We start from the raw sequence: 18,465 nt of genomic DNA, 5'->3' as shown, positions 1-18,465 counted from the left end.
TTCCCTATAATTACATGATTATCCTATCAATCGAGTTTTTTCAAAATATAAAAAGACGACCGCCCTTTTACGATAATATTACCGCTGGCATCATAACATTCACATTCGACGACAATGGTCTTCCGGCCGTGGTGAATGACCTGGCCCACGCCGGTAATGTGCTCGCCGCCTTTGACACTGCGGATATAGTTCATGTTGATTTCCAGCGTCGTCACCTGGAAGCCCAGGGTCCGGCTGGCCATGCCCATGAGGGTATCGCAGAAAGCGGCCAGGACGCCGCCCGAGGCAATGCCCCGGTAATTGCAGGAATGACGACTGATATCGAAGCCGATGCGGACGCGGCCGACGTCGAGCTTTTCTACCGTACAGGGCATGCTCTGGAAATAAGGTGTATGCGAATAAATACTGTCCAGCATACGATGCAGCCGTTCTGCCACTTCCGGGCTCACTGCTTCTTCTGGTTCATTCATCCGTATGCCCCCTTTCTCCCTCAAAGACGTAGGCCCCTGTCACAAAGAAGGTGCCCTTGCCATGAGCTAAATAGCGCTGGTCATTATCGTAAAAATCACAGAGGGCGACCATCGTCGTACGGCCGTTATGGATGACCCTGGCTTCGGCCCGGATGACCGTATTGGCAAAGGCCGGGCGCAGGTAATTCATGCCCAGGTCCAGTGTGAGGACGGCTTTGCCGCAGACAGCGCAGGCAGCCTCCATAGCCGAATCGGCCATGGAATAGAGGACACCGCCGTACATGGTACCATTGGGATTATCCCATTTCGAGCCTTTATTCTCAAAAGTGAGGATCGTACTCTCTGGTTCAGCCTTTTCGACGTGGAAATCCATAAAGGTATCGAAGGGATTTTTGTGAATTTCTCGTTCCAACCGCTTAGCATCCATTATGACTCCACTCCTTAGGCTAATAACATAAATACCCTTACATTTTACTATACGAACAATCATCCGTCAAACGAAAATACAAAAAAGAGGCTGTCACATCAAGACAGCCTCTTTTAAGGGGCTAGGGGCTAGGGGCTAGGGGCTAGGGGTTAGCGGATGGTTTGAAATTTATGGCCATCTTCTATAAACTACAAACTATAAAGAAAAAGGGACTGCGCATGATGGCAGAATTCTTCATACGACAGCCCCTTTCCCTGACATGCCTGACCTGGTCTTTACCCCCACACTCGCCTGCTGGGACGTTCGCTCATAGACTGCTGTCCCCCACTACTAGCCCTCTCGCGGTATTTCCGCGGCAGGTCTTACTTCTAGGCCGCACTATGATCAGCACCGCTTTGGGTGCCTTACGTGGATCGCTTGGTCTGCGACTGACATCGACTTTCAACCACAGCACATGTCATTGGTACATTATACGGGACGGATCCGCCCCTTGTCAATATCAGAACTTATAGCCCATGCCGACCTGCCAGCCTTTGACATCGTCGTCGTAGTTATCGACGTCGACGCTGCTGCTGCGGTATTTTACGTGGGCATCCCAGTTCGGCGTAATGTCGTAGCCGACACCGACTTCATAGGTATTGACGTCATCGCCGACACCGACGGACGCAAAGCCCTGCCAGCGGGCTGCCAGGGGAATCTGGCCTTTGAGGCCGACCTGATAGCCGTAGGACTTAGTCGTATTATACGTTTCCGTCTTGACGTAGGAGCCGCCGGCAAAGGCCGACAGATACGGCGTAAAGCGGTAATTGCCGACGAGATAGTTTTCGTTGATCTTGTTGTCGTTGTCGCCCTTGGTGTAGTTGTTGACGTACTGGATATCCCAGTGGTTGCTCAGGACGTAGGTGACGTCGCCGCCAGTCAGACGGCTCTTGGCACTGCGGCCGCCTTCTTTCTGGTCGAAGCCATAGTTGGCGTTGGCCTTCAAGTCACCGGGCTGAGGATCGCGGATGGGCGCTGCCATGGCAGCCGAAGTCATGGCCAGGGCGGCCAGTGTCGCTGCGATAATAAGTTTTTTCATAACCTTCCACCTCCATATAATACGGGTTATTTTCTTCCATAATAACGGCTCAGGAGTTCTTCGCCGGCGGCGATGACCTGGCTCATGGGAATAACCGAAATACCTTTATAATTACCTTCGCGGATAATCTGTTTCATGCTCTTGCCCACTTCATAGTGGTTCGTCGATTCCAGGACGATGGCCCGGTCCGTATAGGGGCCGTAAAGCTTGGGATTGCTCGGCCCGTAGAGGGCGACCAGGGGAACGCCCTGGCTGACAGCGACGTGCATAGGGCCACTGTCGTTGGTGATGAACAGCGAGCAGCAGCGGATGGCCGAGGCCAGTTCGCCGATGGTGAATTTCCCGGTGGCAATGATCGGGTCCGATTCCATCTGGGACGTCGCTTCTTTGACCATGGCTTCATCCATGGGTCCGCCAAAGAAGACGCACTTGAAACCGCGGCGGGCGAAGTAGTCGGCAACGGCGGCAAAGCGCTTGGCCGGCCAGCGTTTCTGCGGGACGGCGCTGCCGATATTGAAGCCGATGAGGGCATCGCTGTTGTGGACGCCCTGGGTACGGTAGAATTCCGTCGCCTTGTCATCCCAGGCCTTGCAGGTGAAGAACTGCAGGCCGTCGCTGCGGTAGTCGTCGATGCCCAGCTGGGCCAGGACGTTGATGTACATATCGGCCGCGTGGAGATGGATACGGTCCAGGCGGGTATAGCGGTCCATCAGGGGCCGGACCAGGAAATGGCTCATGCCGACGAACTGCTTGGCGTGGATGACGGCCGCCAGGAAGGACGTCCGTTCATTGGGATGCAGATTGATGAGGATATCGTAGTGATGCTGATGCAAGTGCCGCCCGATACGCCACAGGGCCCGGACGGAATTGTCTTTACCCTTCTTGTCGACCGTGACCAGGTGGTCGATATTGGGGTTGTAGCGGACGACGTCGGCCACTTTCTCATCGACGACGAGGGTGATTTCCGAGCCCTGGGCATGACGGCGCAGGACCTGCAGGAACGGGGTGATGAGGATGAGGTCGCCTAGATGCATGAGAAAGGTGACGATTATTTTTTTGTTGCGCAGATTAATCATAGTTCCACCTTCTTCAGGACGCCTTCATAGACCTGCCACAGTGCATCGGGCGTAATCTGGGCCATGCAGTCCGGATCATCGACCAAGGGCCGTTCCGGCGTCGCCTGGGACGTCGGCGACAGGACCATGTGGATGTAGGCGTCGTCGTTTCCGCCGTAAGGGCCGGTCCGCTGGGGACACGTCGGCCCAAAGAGGGCGATGAGTTCTTTTTTCAAGGCATTGGCCATGTGCAGCGGCCCCGTATCGGCACTGATATAGAGGGCACTTTCAGCAATGGCCGCCATGAGCTGCCGCAAATCGGTGCGGCCTGTATAGTCGAAGACCTGGCCCGACGAATCATGGTCCTTCAGGGCCTTCCCTTTGGGGACGTCGTCGCCGCTGCCTAAGAGGACGGCGGCCATGCCGGACGCCGTCAGGCGCTGCAGGAATGCCTGCCAATGGGACAAGGGCCATTCCTTGACGCTCCAGCGGGCACCGGGCACGATGGCCACATAGGGTCCGGTCAGGCCGTCCGCCGCCAGACGCTGGCGCCAGGCCCGTCTTTCACCGGTAATATCGGGAAGCGGGAATTCGATGGCATCGACGCGGCCGCCGAGGACGCGGACCGTATCGAGATAGCGTTCGATGACGTGGTCGTACTTGTGGGGACCCGTGAGGCCTTTGCTGACCAGGAAACTGCCTTCGCGCATTTCCCAGTAGCCATAGCGTTCTTCAGCACCGCTCAACCAGGCGACGATAGCGCTCTTGGCCAGGCCCTGGAGGTCAAAGGATACGTCGAAATGATAGGCATGGAGCGTCCGGCGCAGCTCTTTCCAGTACGACAGGGATTTCAGCCGCTTCTTGTCGATATAGATGACTTCGTCGATATAAGGTTTCCCCGGCAGGACTGGCGCGAACTGTTCATGGACGGCCCAGACGATGCGGGCGTCCGGGCAGTTCTGGCGCAATGCGTAGAGTGTCGGCAGAGCGTGAAGGACGTCGCCGAGAGAGCTCATCTTGATGACCAGTATGTTCTTATATGCTTTCACGGCCCTTCCTTTCTGCGACGATGGCCCGGACGAAATCGTCCAGCCTGCCGCCAGTAAATAAATAGCCATCCATGCCGGCCCGCTGCCCACATTCCACATCGCGGGGCATATCGCCGATCATGAAAGAGTGTTTCAAATCGATATCGTAATCTTTCGCCGCCTGCAGGACCATGCCCGGCGCCGGCTTGCGCCAGTCGCTCTTCTTGTCATAGGCCTTGACCGGCGCCCCTTCAAGATAAGGGCAGTAGTAGACGGCCGTAATGATGCCGCCGGCTTTGGCCGCTTCCCGGCACATCCAGTCGTGGAGGACCTTCACGTCGTCTTCCGTATAATAACCGCGGGCGACACCGCTCTGGTTGGTGACGACGATGATGGCATAGCCCTCTTCCGTCAGATAGGCCAGGGCCTCTTTGGCCCCGTCCATCCATTCAAAATCCTTGATGAAGCCCAAATAGGATTTGTCGACGTTGAGGACGCCGTCGCGGTCGAAAAAGACGGCCTTCCTCATTCGTAATACCCGTCGCTCTTTTCCAGGATGCTGCAGTATTCCTTGACGGCTTCCGGGAGCAGGGTAAAGCCGCGGTCATAGCCGGCTTCCATGAGCTTCGTCGTGTCGGCCTGGGTATAGCTCTGGTACTTGCCCTTGAGGATGTCCGGGAAGGGGACGTATTCGATATGGCCTTTGCCGCAATAATCGATGACGCCCTGGACGAATTCATTGAACGTATGGCCGATGCCGGTGCCGCAGTTGTAGATGCCTGACAGTTCCGGATGTTCCCAGAAATAGAAGATGACGTTGACTACATCGTTGACGTAGATGAAATCGCGGATCTGGCCGCCATTTTCATAGCCTGCCGTCCCTTCAAAGAGGGTAATCTTCCCTTTTTCCTGGAGTTCATGGTACTTTTGGTAGATGAGCGAAGCCATGCGGTCCTTGTGGTTTTCCTGAGGACCGAAGACATTGAAATAGCGGAAGCCGACAATCTGGCTCTTGGCCAGGGGCATGACGCGGCGGACGAAGCGGTCGAACTGGAGCTTGGAATAGGCATAGGGATTCAGCGCCTGTTCGCAGGCCGGGTCTTCGCGGAAGCCGTGCTTGCCGCTGCCATAAGTCGAAGCCGACGAAGCATAGAGGAAGGGAATCTTGCGCTGCATGCAGTAGCGCAGGAGATTCTTGCTGCCTTCATAGTTGTTCTTCATCATGTAGCGGCCGTCGTAGTTCATCGTGTCCGAGCAGGCCCCTTCATGGAAGACGACGTCGATGTAGCCGCAGTCGAAGGTGTCGTCGGCCATCTGTTCGTCGAAGTCGACATAGTCCATATAATCAAAGAAATCGAGGCCCTGGAGGTTGCGGCATTTGCGGCCGTCCGTCAGGTCGTCGACGATGAGGATGTCGTTGATGCCCCGGTTGTTCAACTGTTTTACGATATTGCTGCCGATAAAACCGGCACCGCCTGTTACAATTTTCATAGTTTCCCCTTCTTTACTAAATCAGCTATTTTCTGGATCAGGCCTGTCGTCGAATATCCGTCTTCAAAGGAAATGATCTCGACGCGCTTGACCGATTCCCGGCCGACGACTTCATCAGCTTTATAATCGCCGCCTTTGACCAGGATATCCGGACGCAGGACCTGTAAAAGTTCTTTCGGTGTATCTTCCTCGAAGATGACCACTTCATCGACGCAGGCCAGGGCACTCAAAAGGATAGCCCGGTCTTCCTGTTTGACCAGGGGCCGTGTTTCCCCTTTCAGGCGCCGCACGGACGCATCGGAGTTGAGGCCGACGACGAGATGCTGGCCCAGCATGGCCGCCTGCTGCAGGTAGAGGACGTGGCCGCGGTGCAAGATGTCGAAGCAGCCATTGGTAAAGACGACGGTATCGCCCTTCTTCTGCCATTGGCGTATCTTTTCAGCCGCTTCTTCCCGACTCAGGGGCTGATACGGATGCCAGTGGGCCGGCTGCCATTCCTGCCATAATTTGAGCAATTCGTGGCGATGGATGGGATAGGTCCCGACCTTGGTGACGACGATACCCGCTGCGGCGTTGGCGATCTGCAGGCTCGTGCGGATCGACAAGTGGCCGGCAATAGCCGACAGGAAAGCTGCGGCTACGGTATCACCGGCACCGGATACGTCGAAGACTTCCTGCGCCGTCGCCGGGTTGTTCCACACCTTGCCGTCCCGGCCGATGACGGTGATGCCCTTTTCCGAGCGGGTCACCATGAGGTGGGCGAACTGATACTGCTCATGCAGGATTTCCGCTGCCGCTACGACGGCCTGTCCTTCATTGGCTACAGGCCGTCCCAGGCAGTCGCTCAGTTCTTTCATGTTCGGCGTCACGAAATCGGCGCCGTTGTATTTCGTCCAATCGCTGCCCTTGGGGTCGACCAGGACGGGGATTCCGGCCCGATTGGCTTCTTTGATGATGCTCTGAGCCAGGGAATCGGTGAGGACGCCTTTCTTATAGTCCGACAGGATGATGCCGTCCAGGCCGGCTGCCACGCAGTTGTACAGCCAGGTCATGAGTTGTTCCTCTTCCGTAACGGCCAAGGGCGTCACTTCTTCAAAATCCAGGCGTACCATCTGCTGGCGGGCGCCGAGGATGCGCATTTTCGTCGTCGTCGCGTGGTCCTGGCGCACGACCAAGCCCGACCCGTCGATATGGGCGTCTTCCAGCAGCTGGTGCAGGAGAGACGCGTTTTCATCGTCGCCGATAAGGCCGCCCAGAAAGACGTGACAATCGAGATTGGCCAGGTTCGAGGCTACGTTGGCAGCCCCGCCCAGGACGGACGTCATGTGGTCGACTTTATTGACAGGTACGGGCGCTTCCGGCGAAATGCGTTCCACCTTGCCGAACACATAGCGGTCGACCATGATGTCGCCGATGACGGCGATGCGCAATTCCGGCAGGACATGGTTCAAAAAATGATCGATATAATTTTCTGTCATAATGTTCCTCGATTCCGGTCTCTTATTTCTTTTCTTTCGTGCCCATGAGATGCTGCAGTTCAGCCATGAAACTGTCCAGATCGGCGAATTCGCGGTATACAGAAGCAAAGCGGATATAAGCGACTTCATCGACAGAGCGCAGCTCGCTGAGGACCATTTCCCCTATCTTTTCACTGGACACTTCCTGGGCCAGGGTATTGCGGATGTTGCGCTCGACCTTGGTGACGATATCCTCCAGCTGCTGCCGTTTGACTTCCCGCTTGTTGCAGGCCCGGAGCAGGCCGTTCAATAATTTGTTGCGGTCGAATAATTCATGACGGCCATCTTTCTTGACGACGACGAGCGGCACTTCTTCGACCATTTCATACGTCGTGAAACGGCGGCCGCACTGCTGGCATTCGCGTCGGCGACGGATGGCCTTGCCGTCATCGGTAGCCCGCGAATCCGTTACTTTTGTATCTGCACATTGGCAAAATGGGCATCTCATGTTTTTTCCTCCTACCTTCTTCTCGACGGTATTTTAAAAAAAAAGCGGGTCCGCCGGGATCCGCTTTTTTCATGCTGATTATCTCATCCACGTAGGAATTTCTACGCCGCCGGCATTGTCTTTCGTATCGCCGGCTTTGGCTGCTGTACCAGTGCCCTGGCCAAATGCGGGAATCGAAGACGGTTCTTTGCCAAAACCCGTAGCCACGACAGTGATGCGGATGGAATCTTCCATATCCGGATCAATGACGGAACCAAAGATGATGTTGGCTTCCGGATCGACAGCTTCAGCCACTTTTTCAGCTGCTTCGTTGATTTCGTACAAGCTGATATCCGGGCCGCCGGTAACGTTGAGCAAGATGCTCTGGGCACCGTCGATGCTCGTTTCCAGGAGGGCGCTGTGGATAGCTCCATCGACAGCTTCGACAGCACGGTTTTCACCGGAGCCGACGCCGATACCCATGATAGCTTCGCCCTGGTCGGACATGATGGTCTTGACATCGGCGAAGTCGAGGTTGATGAGGCCTGTCGTCGTAATCAAATCGGAAATGCCCTGTACGCCCTGGCGGAGGACATCGTCAGCGACGAGGAATGCGTCCTTGAGGGGCGTCTTCTTGTCGATGATCTGGAGCAATTTATCGTTAGGGATAGTGATGATCGTGTCGACCTTTTCTTTCAAGTAGTCGGCACCTTTATCAGCGACTTCCTTACGGCGTTTCCCTTCAAAAGAGAACGGCTTGGTAACGACAGCCACCGTGAGGGCCCCCATTTCCTTGGCACATTCGGCAACGATAGGAGCTGCACCGGTACCGGTACCGCCGCCCATGCCGGCTGTGACAAAGACCATGTCGGCACCCTGCAGGGCCTTGACGATTTCTTCTTTGCTTTCCAGGGCAGCCTGTTCGCCGACCTGGGGATTGGCACCGGCGCCGAGGCCGCGCGTCAATTTTTCACCGATCTGGATCTTGACATCGGCTTTGGATACTTCCAGGACCTGGTCTTCCGTATTGACCGAAATGAACTGGACGCCCTGCAAGCCGCTTTCTATCATACGGTTGACAGCGTTGTTACCGCCGCCACCGACACCTATTACTTTTATGTTTGCAAACTCTGCCATATCGCAATTTCCTCCTTCAGACTCTATAACGCACACCCTGTGCAGTAGGATTCCTTATTATTTTACACTATCTTAGAAAATTTATCTACCTGTTTTTGAAAATCAAGGCCCTATGCGCCTTATTTCGTCTTGACAAGGGGCGAGCGCACATCCGTGTCGATGTATTGGACGGCCAGATGATTTTCCTGAACTTCGGCCAGCAGCGTTTCCGTCAGCTTCGCCCGTTCTGCCGGTTCATCGCCGCTGCCCAGGTGGATAGGGATGGAATCGGTCGTATAGGCGACGATGCTTTCGGGATTTCCCACGTTGATTTCAGCGATATTCTTGAGAATATCCGGCGGCAGGCTCTGGAGATAGACCATGGCCGAATGGAGGGTCGGGTCCGTCACCGTATCGCCTAAGAGCAGGTTATCGACTTTCTTGCCCGTCATGATTGGCAGGGATACGCCCTTAATCTGCGGCCCCAGTTCGATGACCCGCCCCGTCTTGTCGACATAGGCGAAGCCGTATAGCGTCGTGATGACAGCAGCTGGCTTGCGTTCTGTCAGGGTGACGTGAATCGTCGCCGGGAATTCCCGCGTCACTGTCGCGTCGGCAATGCGCAGGTCTTTCTTCAGCCGTTCTTCCACATCGTCTGTCGACAACTGGACGACGTTGACATAGGAATAAGCCCCGCAGGCCCGGTAGACGTCTTCAAAGGACATGTTCTCGTTGCCATCGACGATGATCGTCCCGAAAGAGACCGGCGCCAGGCGCAGGAAGAGCCAGATGACGAAGACGCCGAGGACCGTAAAGATACAGCCGATACGGCGGCGCCGGGCCCAAATCTGTTTCTGCCGAGCCTTTTTCTTCTTCAGCCGTGCTGCCTGGCGGGCCTTGCGGCGGCGCTGGGCTTCTTTCTTGGCGGCCAGGGCTTCCCGGTCCGGTTCGTTCAGCGGGTCGTTCTCAAGATGAGGAGGAACAAACACATCATGAGGATCGTTAGGCAGCACGACCCGTCGCTGCCCCGTATGATATGATTTCTTTCCCATTAAAACTTACCTACCGATGCTTCCAGCAAAATCTTTTCACACAAATCTTCAAAGGACATTCCCATGGCCCGGGCGGCATCGGGGACCAGGCTGGTCGCCGTCATGCCCGGGACGGTGTTGATTTCCAGGACGAACGGATGGCCTTCTTTGTCGGTCATGATATCGACGCGGGATACGCCGCTGCAGTGGCACAGATGGAAGACATTCAGGGCCAGGTCCTGCATTTCTTTGGTCAGTTCCGGCGAAATCGGAGCCGGGCAGAGATGCTTGGCGACGCCAGGGGCATACTTGGAATAGAAGTCGTACTTGCCCGTGCTGGACACGATCTGGATGACCGGGAAGGCGACGTCGTCCATGACGGCGACGGTGAATTCATCGCCATCGATGAAGGCTTCGGCTACCAGCGAAGCGCTGTACTTGAAGGCTTCTTCCAGGGCCGGACGGAGTTCCTCCTTGGTCTGGACGATGACCGTGCCGATACTCGAGCCCTGACCGGACGACTTGATGACGACAGGCAGGTCGAAGCGCTGTTCAATGTCGGCAGCGATGGCTTCGCGGTCCTGAGTAGCGAAATAGTAGGCAAAGGGCGCTGTGGCAATGCCGGCCCCCTGGAAAGCGGCCTTGCTCATGACCTTGTTCATGCCGACAGCACTGGCCATGACGCCGGGACCGGTATAGGGGATCCCCATCATTTCACACAAGCCCTGGATGACACCGTCTTCGCCGTAGCGGCCGTGAAGGGCGTTGAAGACGATGTCGATGCCCTTTTCGGTCAAGGTCTTGGCGAATTCTTTCGGTACGAGTTCGATCGTTTCGATGTGATATCCCTTTTTCGTCAAAGCGTCAGCAATGGCAGCCCCAGTGCGGCGCGATACTTCTGCTTCTGTCGAAGGACCGCCGACGACGACGGCAATTTTTTTATCTTTCATGTCTTCCATTTCCTTATTTCTCCATTTCTTTAGCTTCAGCGAGATAGGCTTCGCCGACTTTATAAATGTCTCCGGCCCCCATGGTGATGACCAGGTCGAGAGGCCGGGAATTTTCCTTCAAATAAGCCACTAAGTCTTCTTTGTGCGGGATATAGGTGACATCTTGTCCCGTCGTTTCCTTGACCTTCTTGGCAATGAGTTCCCCTGATACACCGGGGATGGGATCTTCACCGGCACTGTAGACGTCGGTGACGATGAGCTTATCGGCTTTGGCAAAGGCGCTGCCGTACTGGTCGAGGAGCAACTTCGTCCGCGTGTAGCGGTGCGGCTGGAAGAGGCAGACGACGCGGTGCGTCCCCATATCGCGGGCAGCCGTCAAGGTCGCATTGATTTCCGTCGGATGGTGGGCATAGTCGTCGACGACCCAGACGTCACCGACGAAGCCCTTGGTCTGGAAACGCCGTTTGGCGCCGTGGAAATGGCTCATGGCCGACGCGATGCCGTCGAAGGGCAGGCCGCAGGCATCGGCAACGGCTGTCGTCGCCAGGGCGTTGAGGACGTTGTGGCGTCCCGGTACGTTGAGGACCATATCCCCCATCTTTTCGCAGTGCTTATAGACGGAGAAATGGAGCTTGCCCTTGAGGTAATGCAGGTCGCTGGCCTGATAGTCCGCCGGCTGTTCGATGCCGTAAGATACGTAGCGGCGGCCCGTCTGCGGGGCCAGGGCGCGGATCTTGTCGTTTTCAAAGCACAAGACGGCCAGTCCTTCTTCAGGGTCGAGCTTCTGGATGAACTGCTTGAAAGCGGCGATGACGTTTTCCAGCGAGCCGTAATGGTCCATATGGTCGGCGTCGATATTGGTGACGACGGCGATATAAGGGTTCTGCTTGAGGAAAGTCCCATCGCTTTCATCGGCTTCGGCGATGACATAAGCGCCTTTCCCCAGGATGGAATTGCTATGCAGGTAATCGACTTCGCCGCCGATGACGATGGTCGGGTCCTGATGACATTCTTCAAAGACCTGGCCCAGCATGGACGATGTCGTCGTCTTGCCGTGGGCACCGGCTACAGAAATCCCCTTCCCCCAGCTCATGATATGGACCAGGGCATCCGAGCGATGGATGACAGGAATACCGCGGCGGCGCGCTTCGGCCAGTTCCACATTGGTATCGCGGATAGCCGATGAAATGACGACGACCTGGGCGTCCTGCAGGTTTTCCGGACGCTGGCCGATACAGATACGGGCCCCTTTTTTGGCGAACTGTTCCGTTATCGAAGACGCTTTGAGGTCCGAACCGGATACATGATATCCTTTTTCAATGAAAACATTGGCAATTGCCCGCATCCCGGCGCCGGCAATGCCGATAAAATGAACGTTGGTAACATCGTTCAGATTAACCATAGGTTTATTCCACACCCTTCTTTTCCTCTTACGGACGACGTTTGCGGGCAATCGACAAGGCCAGTTCGGCAATATCGTGTGCCGCCTGGGGCTTGCCCATGGAGCGGCTGGCTTTCGCCATCGCTGCCAGTGCCTTCGGATCGTCTTTTAAATGAATGATTTCTTCTAACAATTCCCGGCCTGTCAGCATCTTGTCGAGGATCATCTTGGCAGCGCCGCACATGACCAGGGCCTGGGCATTGTAGCGCTGGTGGTCTTCGGCTGCATAGGGATAGGGAATGAGGATGGACGGCACGCCGCGGACGGTCAGTTCAGCCAGACCGACGGCACCGGCCCGGTAGACGGCCAGGTCGCAGGCGGCCAGGGCGTCGGGCATATGATGCAGGTACGGGATGATACGGCTTCCCTTGCCATAGCGGCCGCGGCATTCGATGCCCGGCAGCTGCTTGACGACGCGGTCGTATTCATGGTCCCCCGTGACGTGGAGGATCTGGATATGGTCGTCGTTGCGGAAATACTTGTGGACTTCGATCATCGCCGTGTTGATGCTGCGGGCGCCGCGGCTGCCGCCGGCGACGAGGAGCGTAAACTTATCCGGGTCCAGGCCCAGGGCCTTGCGCCCTTCTTCCCGCGTCACCGTGAGGATATCCTTGCGGACGGGATTGCCCGTATAGACCAGGATATCCTTGCGCTTGAAACGGGCTGCTGCCTCTTCATAGCCCAGGGCTACGCGGTTGACGAAGCGGCTCAAAATCGTATTGGTAACGCCGGGGATGACGTTCTGTTCCTGTATCAGTGTGGGCACACCGCTCAGGCTGGCTGCCAAAAGGACCGGACCGCAGACGAAACCGCCCGTCCCGATGACGACGTCCGGTTTGAATTTGTGGATAATGCCTTCTGCCTTGATCAGACTGCCTGCCGTCTTGCCCAGGGTGACGAGGTTGCGGACGGAAATCTTCCGTTCCAGGCCCCGCACGTCGAGGGTGACGAAAGGCAAGCCTTCTTTAGGGATCAATGTATTTTCCAGGCCGATTTTGGAGCCGACGTAGAGAAATTCGGTGGGCTCAATGTCGGCAATCGCCCGGGCAATGGTAATCGCCGGGTAGATATGGCCGCCTGTGCCACCTCCGGAAATAATGACTCGACGCATGTTCCTGCCTCCTGTTGTTTCTTCTAAATATCGTTAAATGGCGTTGACGATGCCCTTGAAGACACGTCCGCGCTGTTCAAAATTATCATACATGTCAAAGCTCGAGCAAGCCGGCGACAAGAGGACGGCCTGCGGTGCCTTGGCGATTTTGCGGGCCAGCATGATGGCCCCTTCCATGCTGTAACCAGTACGGCGGATATCCTGGATACCCGCCTTCTTGGCAGCGGCTTCGAAGCGTTCGGCCGCATCGCCGATGAGGATCAGCGTATCGACGCGTTTCGCCGCCAGGGCCATGAAGTCATCGAGGGGCGTCTTCTTGTCATAGCCGCCGGCAATGAGGATGAGGTGCCCCTGCGGGAAGGCTTCCAGGGCCTTCATGGACGCATCGACGTTGGTCCCCTTCGAGTCGTTGTAATAGGTGACGCCGTGGATGGTCCGCACTTTTTCCAGGCGGTGTTCGACGCCTTTGAAAGCCTTGAGGACCTGGCGGATGACGTCGAGGGGCGCTCCGGCAGCATAGGTCAAGAGAATCGCAGCCAGGCAATTCTGGATATTATGCTTGCCGAAGAGGTGCAGGTCCGTTTCGGCACAGACGACGGTATCCTGTCCATGGAGGCGCAGGATAAGCTGTCCGTCCTGATAAAAGGCCCCTTCCGGGACTTCGCCGCACGTCGAGAAATAGACGACCGTACCGGTCATGTCTTTTGCCATGGCCCGTACCCGTTCGTCATCGTAATTGAGGACGGCGTAATCGCCCTTGTCCTGGTTGAGGAAAATCCGTTCCTTGGCAGCGGCATAGCCTTCCATCGTATGATGGCGGTCCAGGTGGTCCGGCGTGATGTTGAGGATTGTCGCGGCCTTGGCCTTGATGCTGTGCGTGAATTCGAGCTGGAAACTGGACAGTTCAGCGACGACGACGGCTTCTTTTGGCAGGTTGTCGGCCTGGGCCGACAGGCCGTAGCCGATATTGCCGCCGACGACGGTCTGACGGCCTGTAGCCTTCATGATTTCGCCGACCAGGGTCGTCGTCGTCGTCTTGCCATTGGTCCCAGTAATGCCGATCATGTCGGCATCGGTGACCCGGCAGGCGACTTCGACTTCACTCCAGATTGGCAGGCCGCGGCGGGCCGCTTCTTTCATGATCGGGATTTCCGGAGAAATGACCGGCGACGGGGCGACGACATCCATGCCGTCCAAAAGAGCCGTTTCCTGGCTGCCGAAGACCAGCTGGACGCCGGCGGCCTTTATATCCGGCCACGACTGTTCCTCCGTGTCGATGGCCTTCATATCATTCAGCGTAACGGACCCGCCATGACCTGCCAGGGCCAGAGAGGCAGCGCGGCCGCTGATGCCTGCGCCGATGACTAAGAAATGTTTTCCAGAAAAATCCATGATGCTCATTGCCAACACCTGCTTTATATAAAATATCGTAGTTCAATCAGAAAAGCCGCAGGCCCTATTTGCAGGCCAGTACGACGATAATGGACAGGATCGCCATGAGAGCCGAGAAGCTCCAGAACACAGTGACGACCTTGACTTCACTCCAGCCAGACAGCTCAAAGTGGTGGTGGATTGGGCTCATCTTGAAGACGCGGACACCGCGGGTCTTGAAGGAAATGACCTGGATGATGACCGACAGGGCTTCGATGACGTACAAGCCGCCAGCCAGGATGAGGAGCAGTTCCGTCTTGGTCAAAATGGCCATAGCTGCCAGGGCACCGCCCAGAGCCAAAGAGCCCGTATCGCCCATGAACATCTTGGCCGGATGCTGGTTATAGAAGAGGAAGCCCAGGCAGGCCCCGGTCAGGGCCGTGCCGAAGATAGCGAAATGGGTATAGCCCAGGGCGACGGCGATGACGACGTAGGCAACGGACGTAATGGCGCAGGACCCGGCAGCCAGGCCGTCGAGGCCGTCGGTCAGGTTGACGGCATTGCTCGTGCCGACGATCATGACGAAGACGAAGAGATAGTAGAACATGCCCAAATCGACAGTGATGGAAGTAAAGGGAATCCACAAGGTCGTCGGGAAATGGAGAAAGGCATCGAGGATGTAGCAGAAAATCGCGGCCATGACGAACTGGCCGGCCAGTTTCTGTTTCGCCGTAAGACCCAGGTTGCGGTGCTTGATGGCCTTGATGCTGTCATCGAGGAAGCCGATGACGCCATGCCCCAAAGCCAGGAATAAGGCCAGGCCTTTGCGCAGGTCCATCGGATCGAAGATGAGGCACGATACGGTCAGCGCCGTCAGGATGAGGACGCCGCCCATAGTCGGCGTCCCGGCTTTATATTTGTGGCTCTGCGGCCCTTCTTCCCTTTCGGACTGGCGGGCATGGAATTTTTTCAATTCCTTGATGACCAGCGGTCCGAAGACCAGGCCGATGACCAGGCTGACGATGAAGCTGAGAATCAGCATTTTAAACATTCACATTACTTCCTTTCAAAATAGGGCAGTATTTTTTCCATGGCAAAGCTCCGCGAGCCCTTGAGGAGGACTGTGTCGCCATCGTGGAGGAGTTCTTTCAGCTGGCGCGCCGCCTGTTCATGCGTATCCGTCGTATAGACGGCCGTCATGCCTGCAGCTTTCGCCGATTGGGCGATATCTTTGGCTAAATCGCCCATCGTAATGAGGGCATCGAGACCGGTCTGGGCGACGAGGCGGCCAATGGCTTCGTGTTCCCGTTTCGCCCAGTCTCCCAGTTCGCCCATGCCGCCGAGGACGGCGATCTTGCGGCCCTTTGTCAGCAGGTCCAGCGTGCGGATGGCTTCGGCCATGGACGCGGGATTGGCATTATACGTATCGTTGATGAAGGTATACGGCCCGATATGCAGCAGTTCCTGGCGCATGGCCATGCCGTGGTACGATGCCAGGCCGCGCTGTATCTCAGCCGCGCTCAGGCCCGTCAGCTGGCCGACGGCAATGGCTGCCAGGGCATTGTAGACGTTGTGGCCGCCGATGACCGGCACGGAAACGTCGAAAGACTGGCCGGCGCCGCTGCAATGGAAGCGGACGCCCTGCTGGTCGCAGACGATGTGGTCTGCCCGGACAGCCGCCTGGTCATCGGTCCCATAGAGGACGGTCTTCCCTTTGCACAAAGCCGTCATCGGGCGGACGAAGGGATCATCGCCGTTGAGGACAGCCGTCCCCTTTTCATCCAGGGCCTGGACGAGTTCGGCTTTGGCCTTGGCGATATTTTCCTGCGAGCCGAGCAGTTCGATATGGCTCTTGCCGACGTTGGTTACGACGCCGATAGTCGGTTCGCCGATGGCAGCCAGTTCGGCAATCTGCCCTAAGCCGCGCATGCCCATTTCTACGACGCAGGCTTCGTGGTCCGGCGTCAGCTGCAAGAGCGTCTTGGGCAGGCCGATTTCGTTGTTGAAATTCTTTTCCGTCTGCAAGACACGGTGCTTTTCGCTGAGGACGGTAGCAATCATATTGCGCGTCGACGTCTTGCCGACCGAACCGGTGACGGCTACGACGGGGATGGCAAAGCGGCGGCGGTGGAAGCGGGCCAGGTCCTGATAGGCCTTGAGCGTGTCGGCGGCGACGAAAATCGGCGCCGTCATCCCTTCATATTCCGGACGCACTTCCGATACGACTGCCCCGGCAGCGCCGGCAGCCAGGGCCTTATCTACGAAATCATGGCCGTTGAAAGACGTCCCTTTGAAGGCGACGAACAACGAACCCTTGGCGATGGCCCGCGTATCCGTGCAGACATCGCTGAAAGACACAGAGGCGGCCGGCTTCAGGAGCCGGGCGCCAGTGGCCTGGATTATTTCTTCGCTAGTAAAAGCAGCCATTATTTATCTCCTCTGTGCAGTGCATGGACGGCGTTGCGCGCTTCTTCGCGGTCATCGAAATGAATGGTCCCGTCGTTGAGGATCTGATACGTTTCATGGCCCTTGCCGGCGATGACGATGATGTCGTTGGTCTGGGCCAGTTCGACGGCGCGGTAAATGGCGTCGCGGCGGTTGACGATGACTTCATGGTGCTGACCCGGTTTCAAGCCTTCCTTGACGCCCGCTTCGACTTCGGAAACGATGGTTTCCGGGTTTTCCGAGCGGGGGTTATCAGACGTGACGATAGGGATATCGGCCAGTTCGGCGCCGATGCGGCCCATGATGGGGCGCTTGGTCTTATCGCGGTCGCCGCCGCAGCCAAAGACGGCGATGATGCGGTTCGGCTTCATGGCCCGCGCCGTTTCCAGGGCCTTCTGCAGGCTGTCCGGCGTATGGGAATAGTCGACGACGATGGCGAAATCCTGACCGGCTTCGACGAGTTCAAAACGGCCCGGTACGGAGTGGAAGGTCTGGATAGCCTTGTCGATAGTGGCTTCATCGACGCCTTCGGCATGGGCTGCGCCGATGGCAGCCAGCGTATTGTAGACATTGAACAAGCCCGTGATATTCATGTTGAGGTGGACGTTGACGAAGGGGCCGACGACATCAAAGGAGGATTTCTTCAATTCGACTTTCAAGTTGGACCCTTTGAGATCGGCATCCTTTTCGACACCGTAGGTCAGGACCTTGCAGTGGCAGGCCTGGAGGATATCTTTGGACCAGGGGTCGTCGATATTGACGACAGCCGTCTTGTTTTCCTTGACGTGGTCGGCAGCGGTCAGGCTCTGGAAGAGCTTGGCCTTGGCGGCGACGTAGTTTTCCATGGTCTTGTGGAAATCGAGGTGGTCCTGGGTCAGGTTGGTGAAGACAGCCGTATCGTATTCGATGCCGGCAACGCGGTTCAAGGCCAGGGCATGGCTGGAAACTTCCATGACGACATGGGTCATGCCCTTTTCCTGCATGAGGGCCAGGAAGTGCTGGAGTTCGACGACATCCGGCGTCGTGTTATGGATTGGCAGTTCTTCATCGTCGATGAGGGCGTGGATGGTGCCGATGACGCCGACATGATATCCTGCAGCCCGCAGGATATGGGCGATGATGTGAGTCGTCGTCGTCTTGCCGTTAGTGCCGGTGACGCCGATCATGCGCATCTTCTTGCCCGGATAATCATAAAAGAACGGGACCATGTCTTCCAGGGCGTGATGGATGTCCGGTACCTGGATCTGGACGGTGCTCTTGGGCAGGTCGAGGTGTTTCGTCGTCAAGACGGCGACGGCCCCTTTTTCGACAGCCTGGGCTGCAAAGGTGGCGCCATCGACGTGGACACCGGAAATGCAGACGAAGAGATAGCCCGCTTCAATCTGGCGCGAATCCGATGAAATACCGGTGATCACCGTATCGGCACTGCCGTTGAGATTATAAATGCCCTTGATCTGTTTACAAAGTTCTCCTACCGTTTTGGTCATAATCATAGGTCCTCCTTGTG

General features: G+C 56.6%; 18 protein-coding genes. All 18 read right to left on the bottom strand.

What is annotated here, in order from left to right; genetic code table 11:
• Nucleotides 1-26: 26 nt before the first annotated feature.
• On the bottom strand, nt 27-470 hold the full coding sequence (locus ACFCTO_RS00340) for a PaaI family thioesterase (protein ID WP_020310514.1): 444 nt from the start codon (nt 468-470) through the stop codon (nt 27-29).
• The gene (locus ACFCTO_RS00335; protein WP_481325260.1) at nt 463-882 is read right to left on the bottom strand and encodes a PaaI family thioesterase; all 420 of its coding nucleotides are present in this window, start codon (nt 880-882) and stop codon (nt 463-465) included. Before ACFCTO_RS00335 ends, ACFCTO_RS00340 begins: the two co-directional genes overlap by 8 nt.
• A gap of 514 nt (nt 883-1,396) precedes the next feature.
• Nucleotides 1,397-1,975: an outer membrane beta-barrel protein gene (locus ACFCTO_RS00330; protein ID WP_370857186.1), complete on the bottom strand. Its 579-nt coding sequence runs from the start codon at nt 1,973-1,975 to the stop codon at nt 1,397-1,399.
• Nucleotides 1,976-2,001: 26 nt separating this feature from the next.
• Nucleotides 2,002-3,051 carry a glycosyltransferase family 9 protein gene (locus tag ACFCTO_RS00325; RefSeq protein WP_020310517.1) on the bottom strand — a complete coding sequence of 350 codons (1,050 nt, stop codon included), beginning with the start codon at nt 3,049-3,051 and terminating at the stop codon, nt 2,002-2,004.
• Entirely contained in the window at nt 3,048-4,079 is a 1,032-nt protein-coding gene (locus ACFCTO_RS00320; RefSeq protein ID WP_299721304.1) for a glycosyltransferase family 9 protein, read from the bottom strand. The genes ACFCTO_RS00325 and ACFCTO_RS00320 overlap by 4 nt, the downstream gene beginning before the upstream one ends.
• A complete protein-coding gene (locus ACFCTO_RS00315) occupies nt 4,066-4,587 on the bottom strand; it encodes a D-glycero-alpha-D-manno-heptose-1,7-bisphosphate 7-phosphatase (protein WP_020310519.1) in 522 nt (173 codons plus the stop codon). Before ACFCTO_RS00315 ends, ACFCTO_RS00320 begins: the two co-directional genes overlap by 14 nt.
• Nucleotides 4,584-5,549, bottom strand: coding sequence for an ADP-glyceromanno-heptose 6-epimerase (gene rfaD, locus ACFCTO_RS00310; protein WP_499876156.1), 966 nt, complete (start codon nt 5,547-5,549; stop codon nt 4,584-4,586). The genes ACFCTO_RS00315 and rfaD overlap by 4 nt, the downstream gene beginning before the upstream one ends.
• Nucleotides 5,546-7,027 carry a D-glycero-beta-D-manno-heptose-7-phosphate kinase gene (gene rfaE1, locus ACFCTO_RS00305; RefSeq protein ID WP_020310521.1) on the bottom strand — a complete coding sequence of 494 codons (1,482 nt, stop codon included), beginning with the start codon at nt 7,025-7,027 and terminating at the stop codon, nt 5,546-5,548. Before rfaE1 ends, rfaD begins: the two co-directional genes overlap by 4 nt.
• Before the next feature lie 22 nt (nt 7,028-7,049).
• Nucleotides 7,050-7,514, bottom strand: a complete 465-nt coding sequence (nrdR, locus tag ACFCTO_RS00300) for a transcriptional regulator NrdR (RefSeq protein ID WP_292260598.1) — start codon at nt 7,512-7,514, stop codon at nt 7,050-7,052.
• Nucleotides 7,515-7,592: 78 nt separating this feature from the next.
• A complete protein-coding gene (gene ftsZ, locus ACFCTO_RS00295) occupies nt 7,593-8,630 on the bottom strand; it encodes a cell division protein FtsZ (protein ID WP_020310523.1) in 1,038 nt (345 codons plus the stop codon).
• A 119-nt stretch (nt 8,631-8,749) separates the two neighbouring features.
• Nucleotides 8,750-9,661 carry a cell division protein FtsQ/DivIB gene (locus ACFCTO_RS00290; RefSeq protein ID WP_292260601.1) on the bottom strand — a complete coding sequence of 304 codons (912 nt, stop codon included), beginning with the start codon at nt 9,659-9,661 and terminating at the stop codon, nt 8,750-8,752.
• The gene (locus ACFCTO_RS00285; protein ID WP_292260602.1) at nt 9,661-10,599 is read right to left on the bottom strand and encodes a D-alanine--D-alanine ligase; all 939 of its coding nucleotides are present in this window, start codon (nt 10,597-10,599) and stop codon (nt 9,661-9,663) included. The genes ACFCTO_RS00290 and ACFCTO_RS00285 overlap by 1 nt, the downstream gene beginning before the upstream one ends.
• A 4-nt stretch (nt 10,600-10,603) precedes the next feature.
• Nucleotides 10,604-11,992, bottom strand: a complete 1,389-nt coding sequence (gene murC, locus ACFCTO_RS00280) for a UDP-N-acetylmuramate--L-alanine ligase (protein ID WP_499876155.1) — start codon at nt 11,990-11,992, stop codon at nt 10,604-10,606.
• A 28-nt stretch (nt 11,993-12,020) separates the two neighbouring features.
• Nucleotides 12,021-13,142, bottom strand: coding sequence for an undecaprenyldiphospho-muramoylpentapeptide beta-N-acetylglucosaminyltransferase (gene murG / locus ACFCTO_RS00275; protein WP_020310527.1), 1,122 nt, complete (start codon nt 13,140-13,142; stop codon nt 12,021-12,023).
• A 33-nt stretch (nt 13,143-13,175) separates the two neighbouring features.
• Complete coding sequence (murD, locus tag ACFCTO_RS00270; RefSeq protein ID WP_499876154.1) at nt 13,176-14,543, bottom strand: UDP-N-acetylmuramoyl-L-alanine--D-glutamate ligase; 1,368 nt, start codon at nt 14,541-14,543, stop codon at nt 13,176-13,178.
• Between the two features lie 55 nt (nt 14,544-14,598).
• The gene (gene mraY / locus ACFCTO_RS00265) at nt 14,599-15,564 is read right to left on the bottom strand and encodes a phospho-N-acetylmuramoyl-pentapeptide-transferase (protein WP_499876153.1); all 966 of its coding nucleotides are present in this window, start codon (nt 15,562-15,564) and stop codon (nt 14,599-14,601) included.
• A gap of 5 nt (nt 15,565-15,569) precedes the next feature.
• Complete coding sequence (locus ACFCTO_RS00260; protein ID WP_481325259.1) at nt 15,570-16,940, bottom strand: UDP-N-acetylmuramoyl-tripeptide--D-alanyl-D-alanine ligase; 1,371 nt, start codon at nt 16,938-16,940, stop codon at nt 15,570-15,572.
• A complete protein-coding gene (locus ACFCTO_RS00255) occupies nt 16,940-18,445 on the bottom strand; it encodes a UDP-N-acetylmuramoyl-L-alanyl-D-glutamate--2,6-diaminopimelate ligase (protein ID WP_370843385.1) in 1,506 nt (501 codons plus the stop codon). The genes ACFCTO_RS00260 and ACFCTO_RS00255 overlap by 1 nt, the downstream gene beginning before the upstream one ends.
• Nucleotides 18,446-18,465: the final 20 nt, after the last annotated feature.

The sequence above is a fragment of the Megasphaera indica genome, assembly GCF_046614755.1.
GTDB classification, from domain to species: Bacteria; Bacillota; Negativicutes; order Veillonellales; family Megasphaeraceae; genus Megasphaera; species Megasphaera intestinihominis.
Note: the sequence above shows the minus strand (reverse complement) of the source record. Positions and strands in the feature narration are given on the sequence as shown.

Coding starts and splice junctions, on each gene's coding strand:
- ACFCTO_RS00340 (WP_020310514.1), bottom strand. CDS start 470: ATGAATGAACCAGAAGAAGCAGTGAGCCCGGAAGTGGCAGAACGGCTG.
- ACFCTO_RS00330 (WP_370857186.1), bottom strand. CDS start 1,975: ATGAAAAAACTTATTATCGCAGCGACACTGGCCGCCCTGGCCATGACT.
- ACFCTO_RS00325 (WP_020310517.1), bottom strand. CDS start 3,051: ATGATTAATCTGCGCAACAAAAAAATAATCGTCACCTTTCTCATGCAT.
- ACFCTO_RS00315 (WP_020310519.1), bottom strand. CDS start 4,587: ATGAGGAAGGCCGTCTTTTTCGACCGCGACGGCGTCCTCAACGTCGAC.
- rfaD (WP_499876156.1), bottom strand. CDS start 5,549: ATGAAAATTGTAACAGGCGGTGCCGGTTTTATCGGCAGCAATATCGTA.
- rfaE1 (WP_020310521.1), bottom strand. CDS start 7,027: ATGACAGAAAATTATATCGATCATTTTTTGAACCATGTCCTGCCGGAA.
- nrdR (WP_292260598.1), bottom strand. CDS start 7,514: ATGAGATGCCCATTTTGCCAATGTGCAGATACAAAAGTAACGGATTCG.
- ftsZ (WP_020310523.1), bottom strand. CDS start 8,630: ATGGCAGAGTTTGCAAACATAAAAGTAATAGGTGTCGGTGGCGGCGGT.
- ACFCTO_RS00290 (WP_292260601.1), bottom strand. CDS start 9,661: ATGGGAAAGAAATCATATCATACGGGGCAGCGACGGGTCGTGCTGCCT.
- ACFCTO_RS00285 (WP_292260602.1), bottom strand. CDS start 10,599: ATGGAAGACATGAAAGATAAAAAAATTGCCGTCGTCGTCGGCGGTCCT.
- murC (WP_499876155.1), bottom strand. CDS start 11,992: ATGGTTAATCTGAACGATGTTACCAACGTTCATTTTATCGGCATTGCC.
- murG (WP_020310527.1), bottom strand. CDS start 13,142: ATGCGTCGAGTCATTATTTCCGGAGGTGGCACAGGCGGCCATATCTAC.
- murD (WP_499876154.1), bottom strand. CDS start 14,543: ATGAGCATCATGGATTTTTCTGGAAAACATTTCTTAGTCATCGGCGCA.
- mraY (WP_499876153.1), bottom strand. CDS start 15,564: ATGTTTAAAATGCTGATTCTCAGCTTCATCGTCAGCCTGGTCATCGGC.
- ACFCTO_RS00260 (WP_481325259.1), bottom strand. CDS start 16,940: ATGGCTGCTTTTACTAGCGAAGAAATAATCCAGGCCACTGGCGCCCGG.
- ACFCTO_RS00255 (WP_370843385.1), bottom strand. CDS start 18,445: ATGACCAAAACGGTAGGAGAACTTTGTAAACAGATCAAGGGCATTTAT.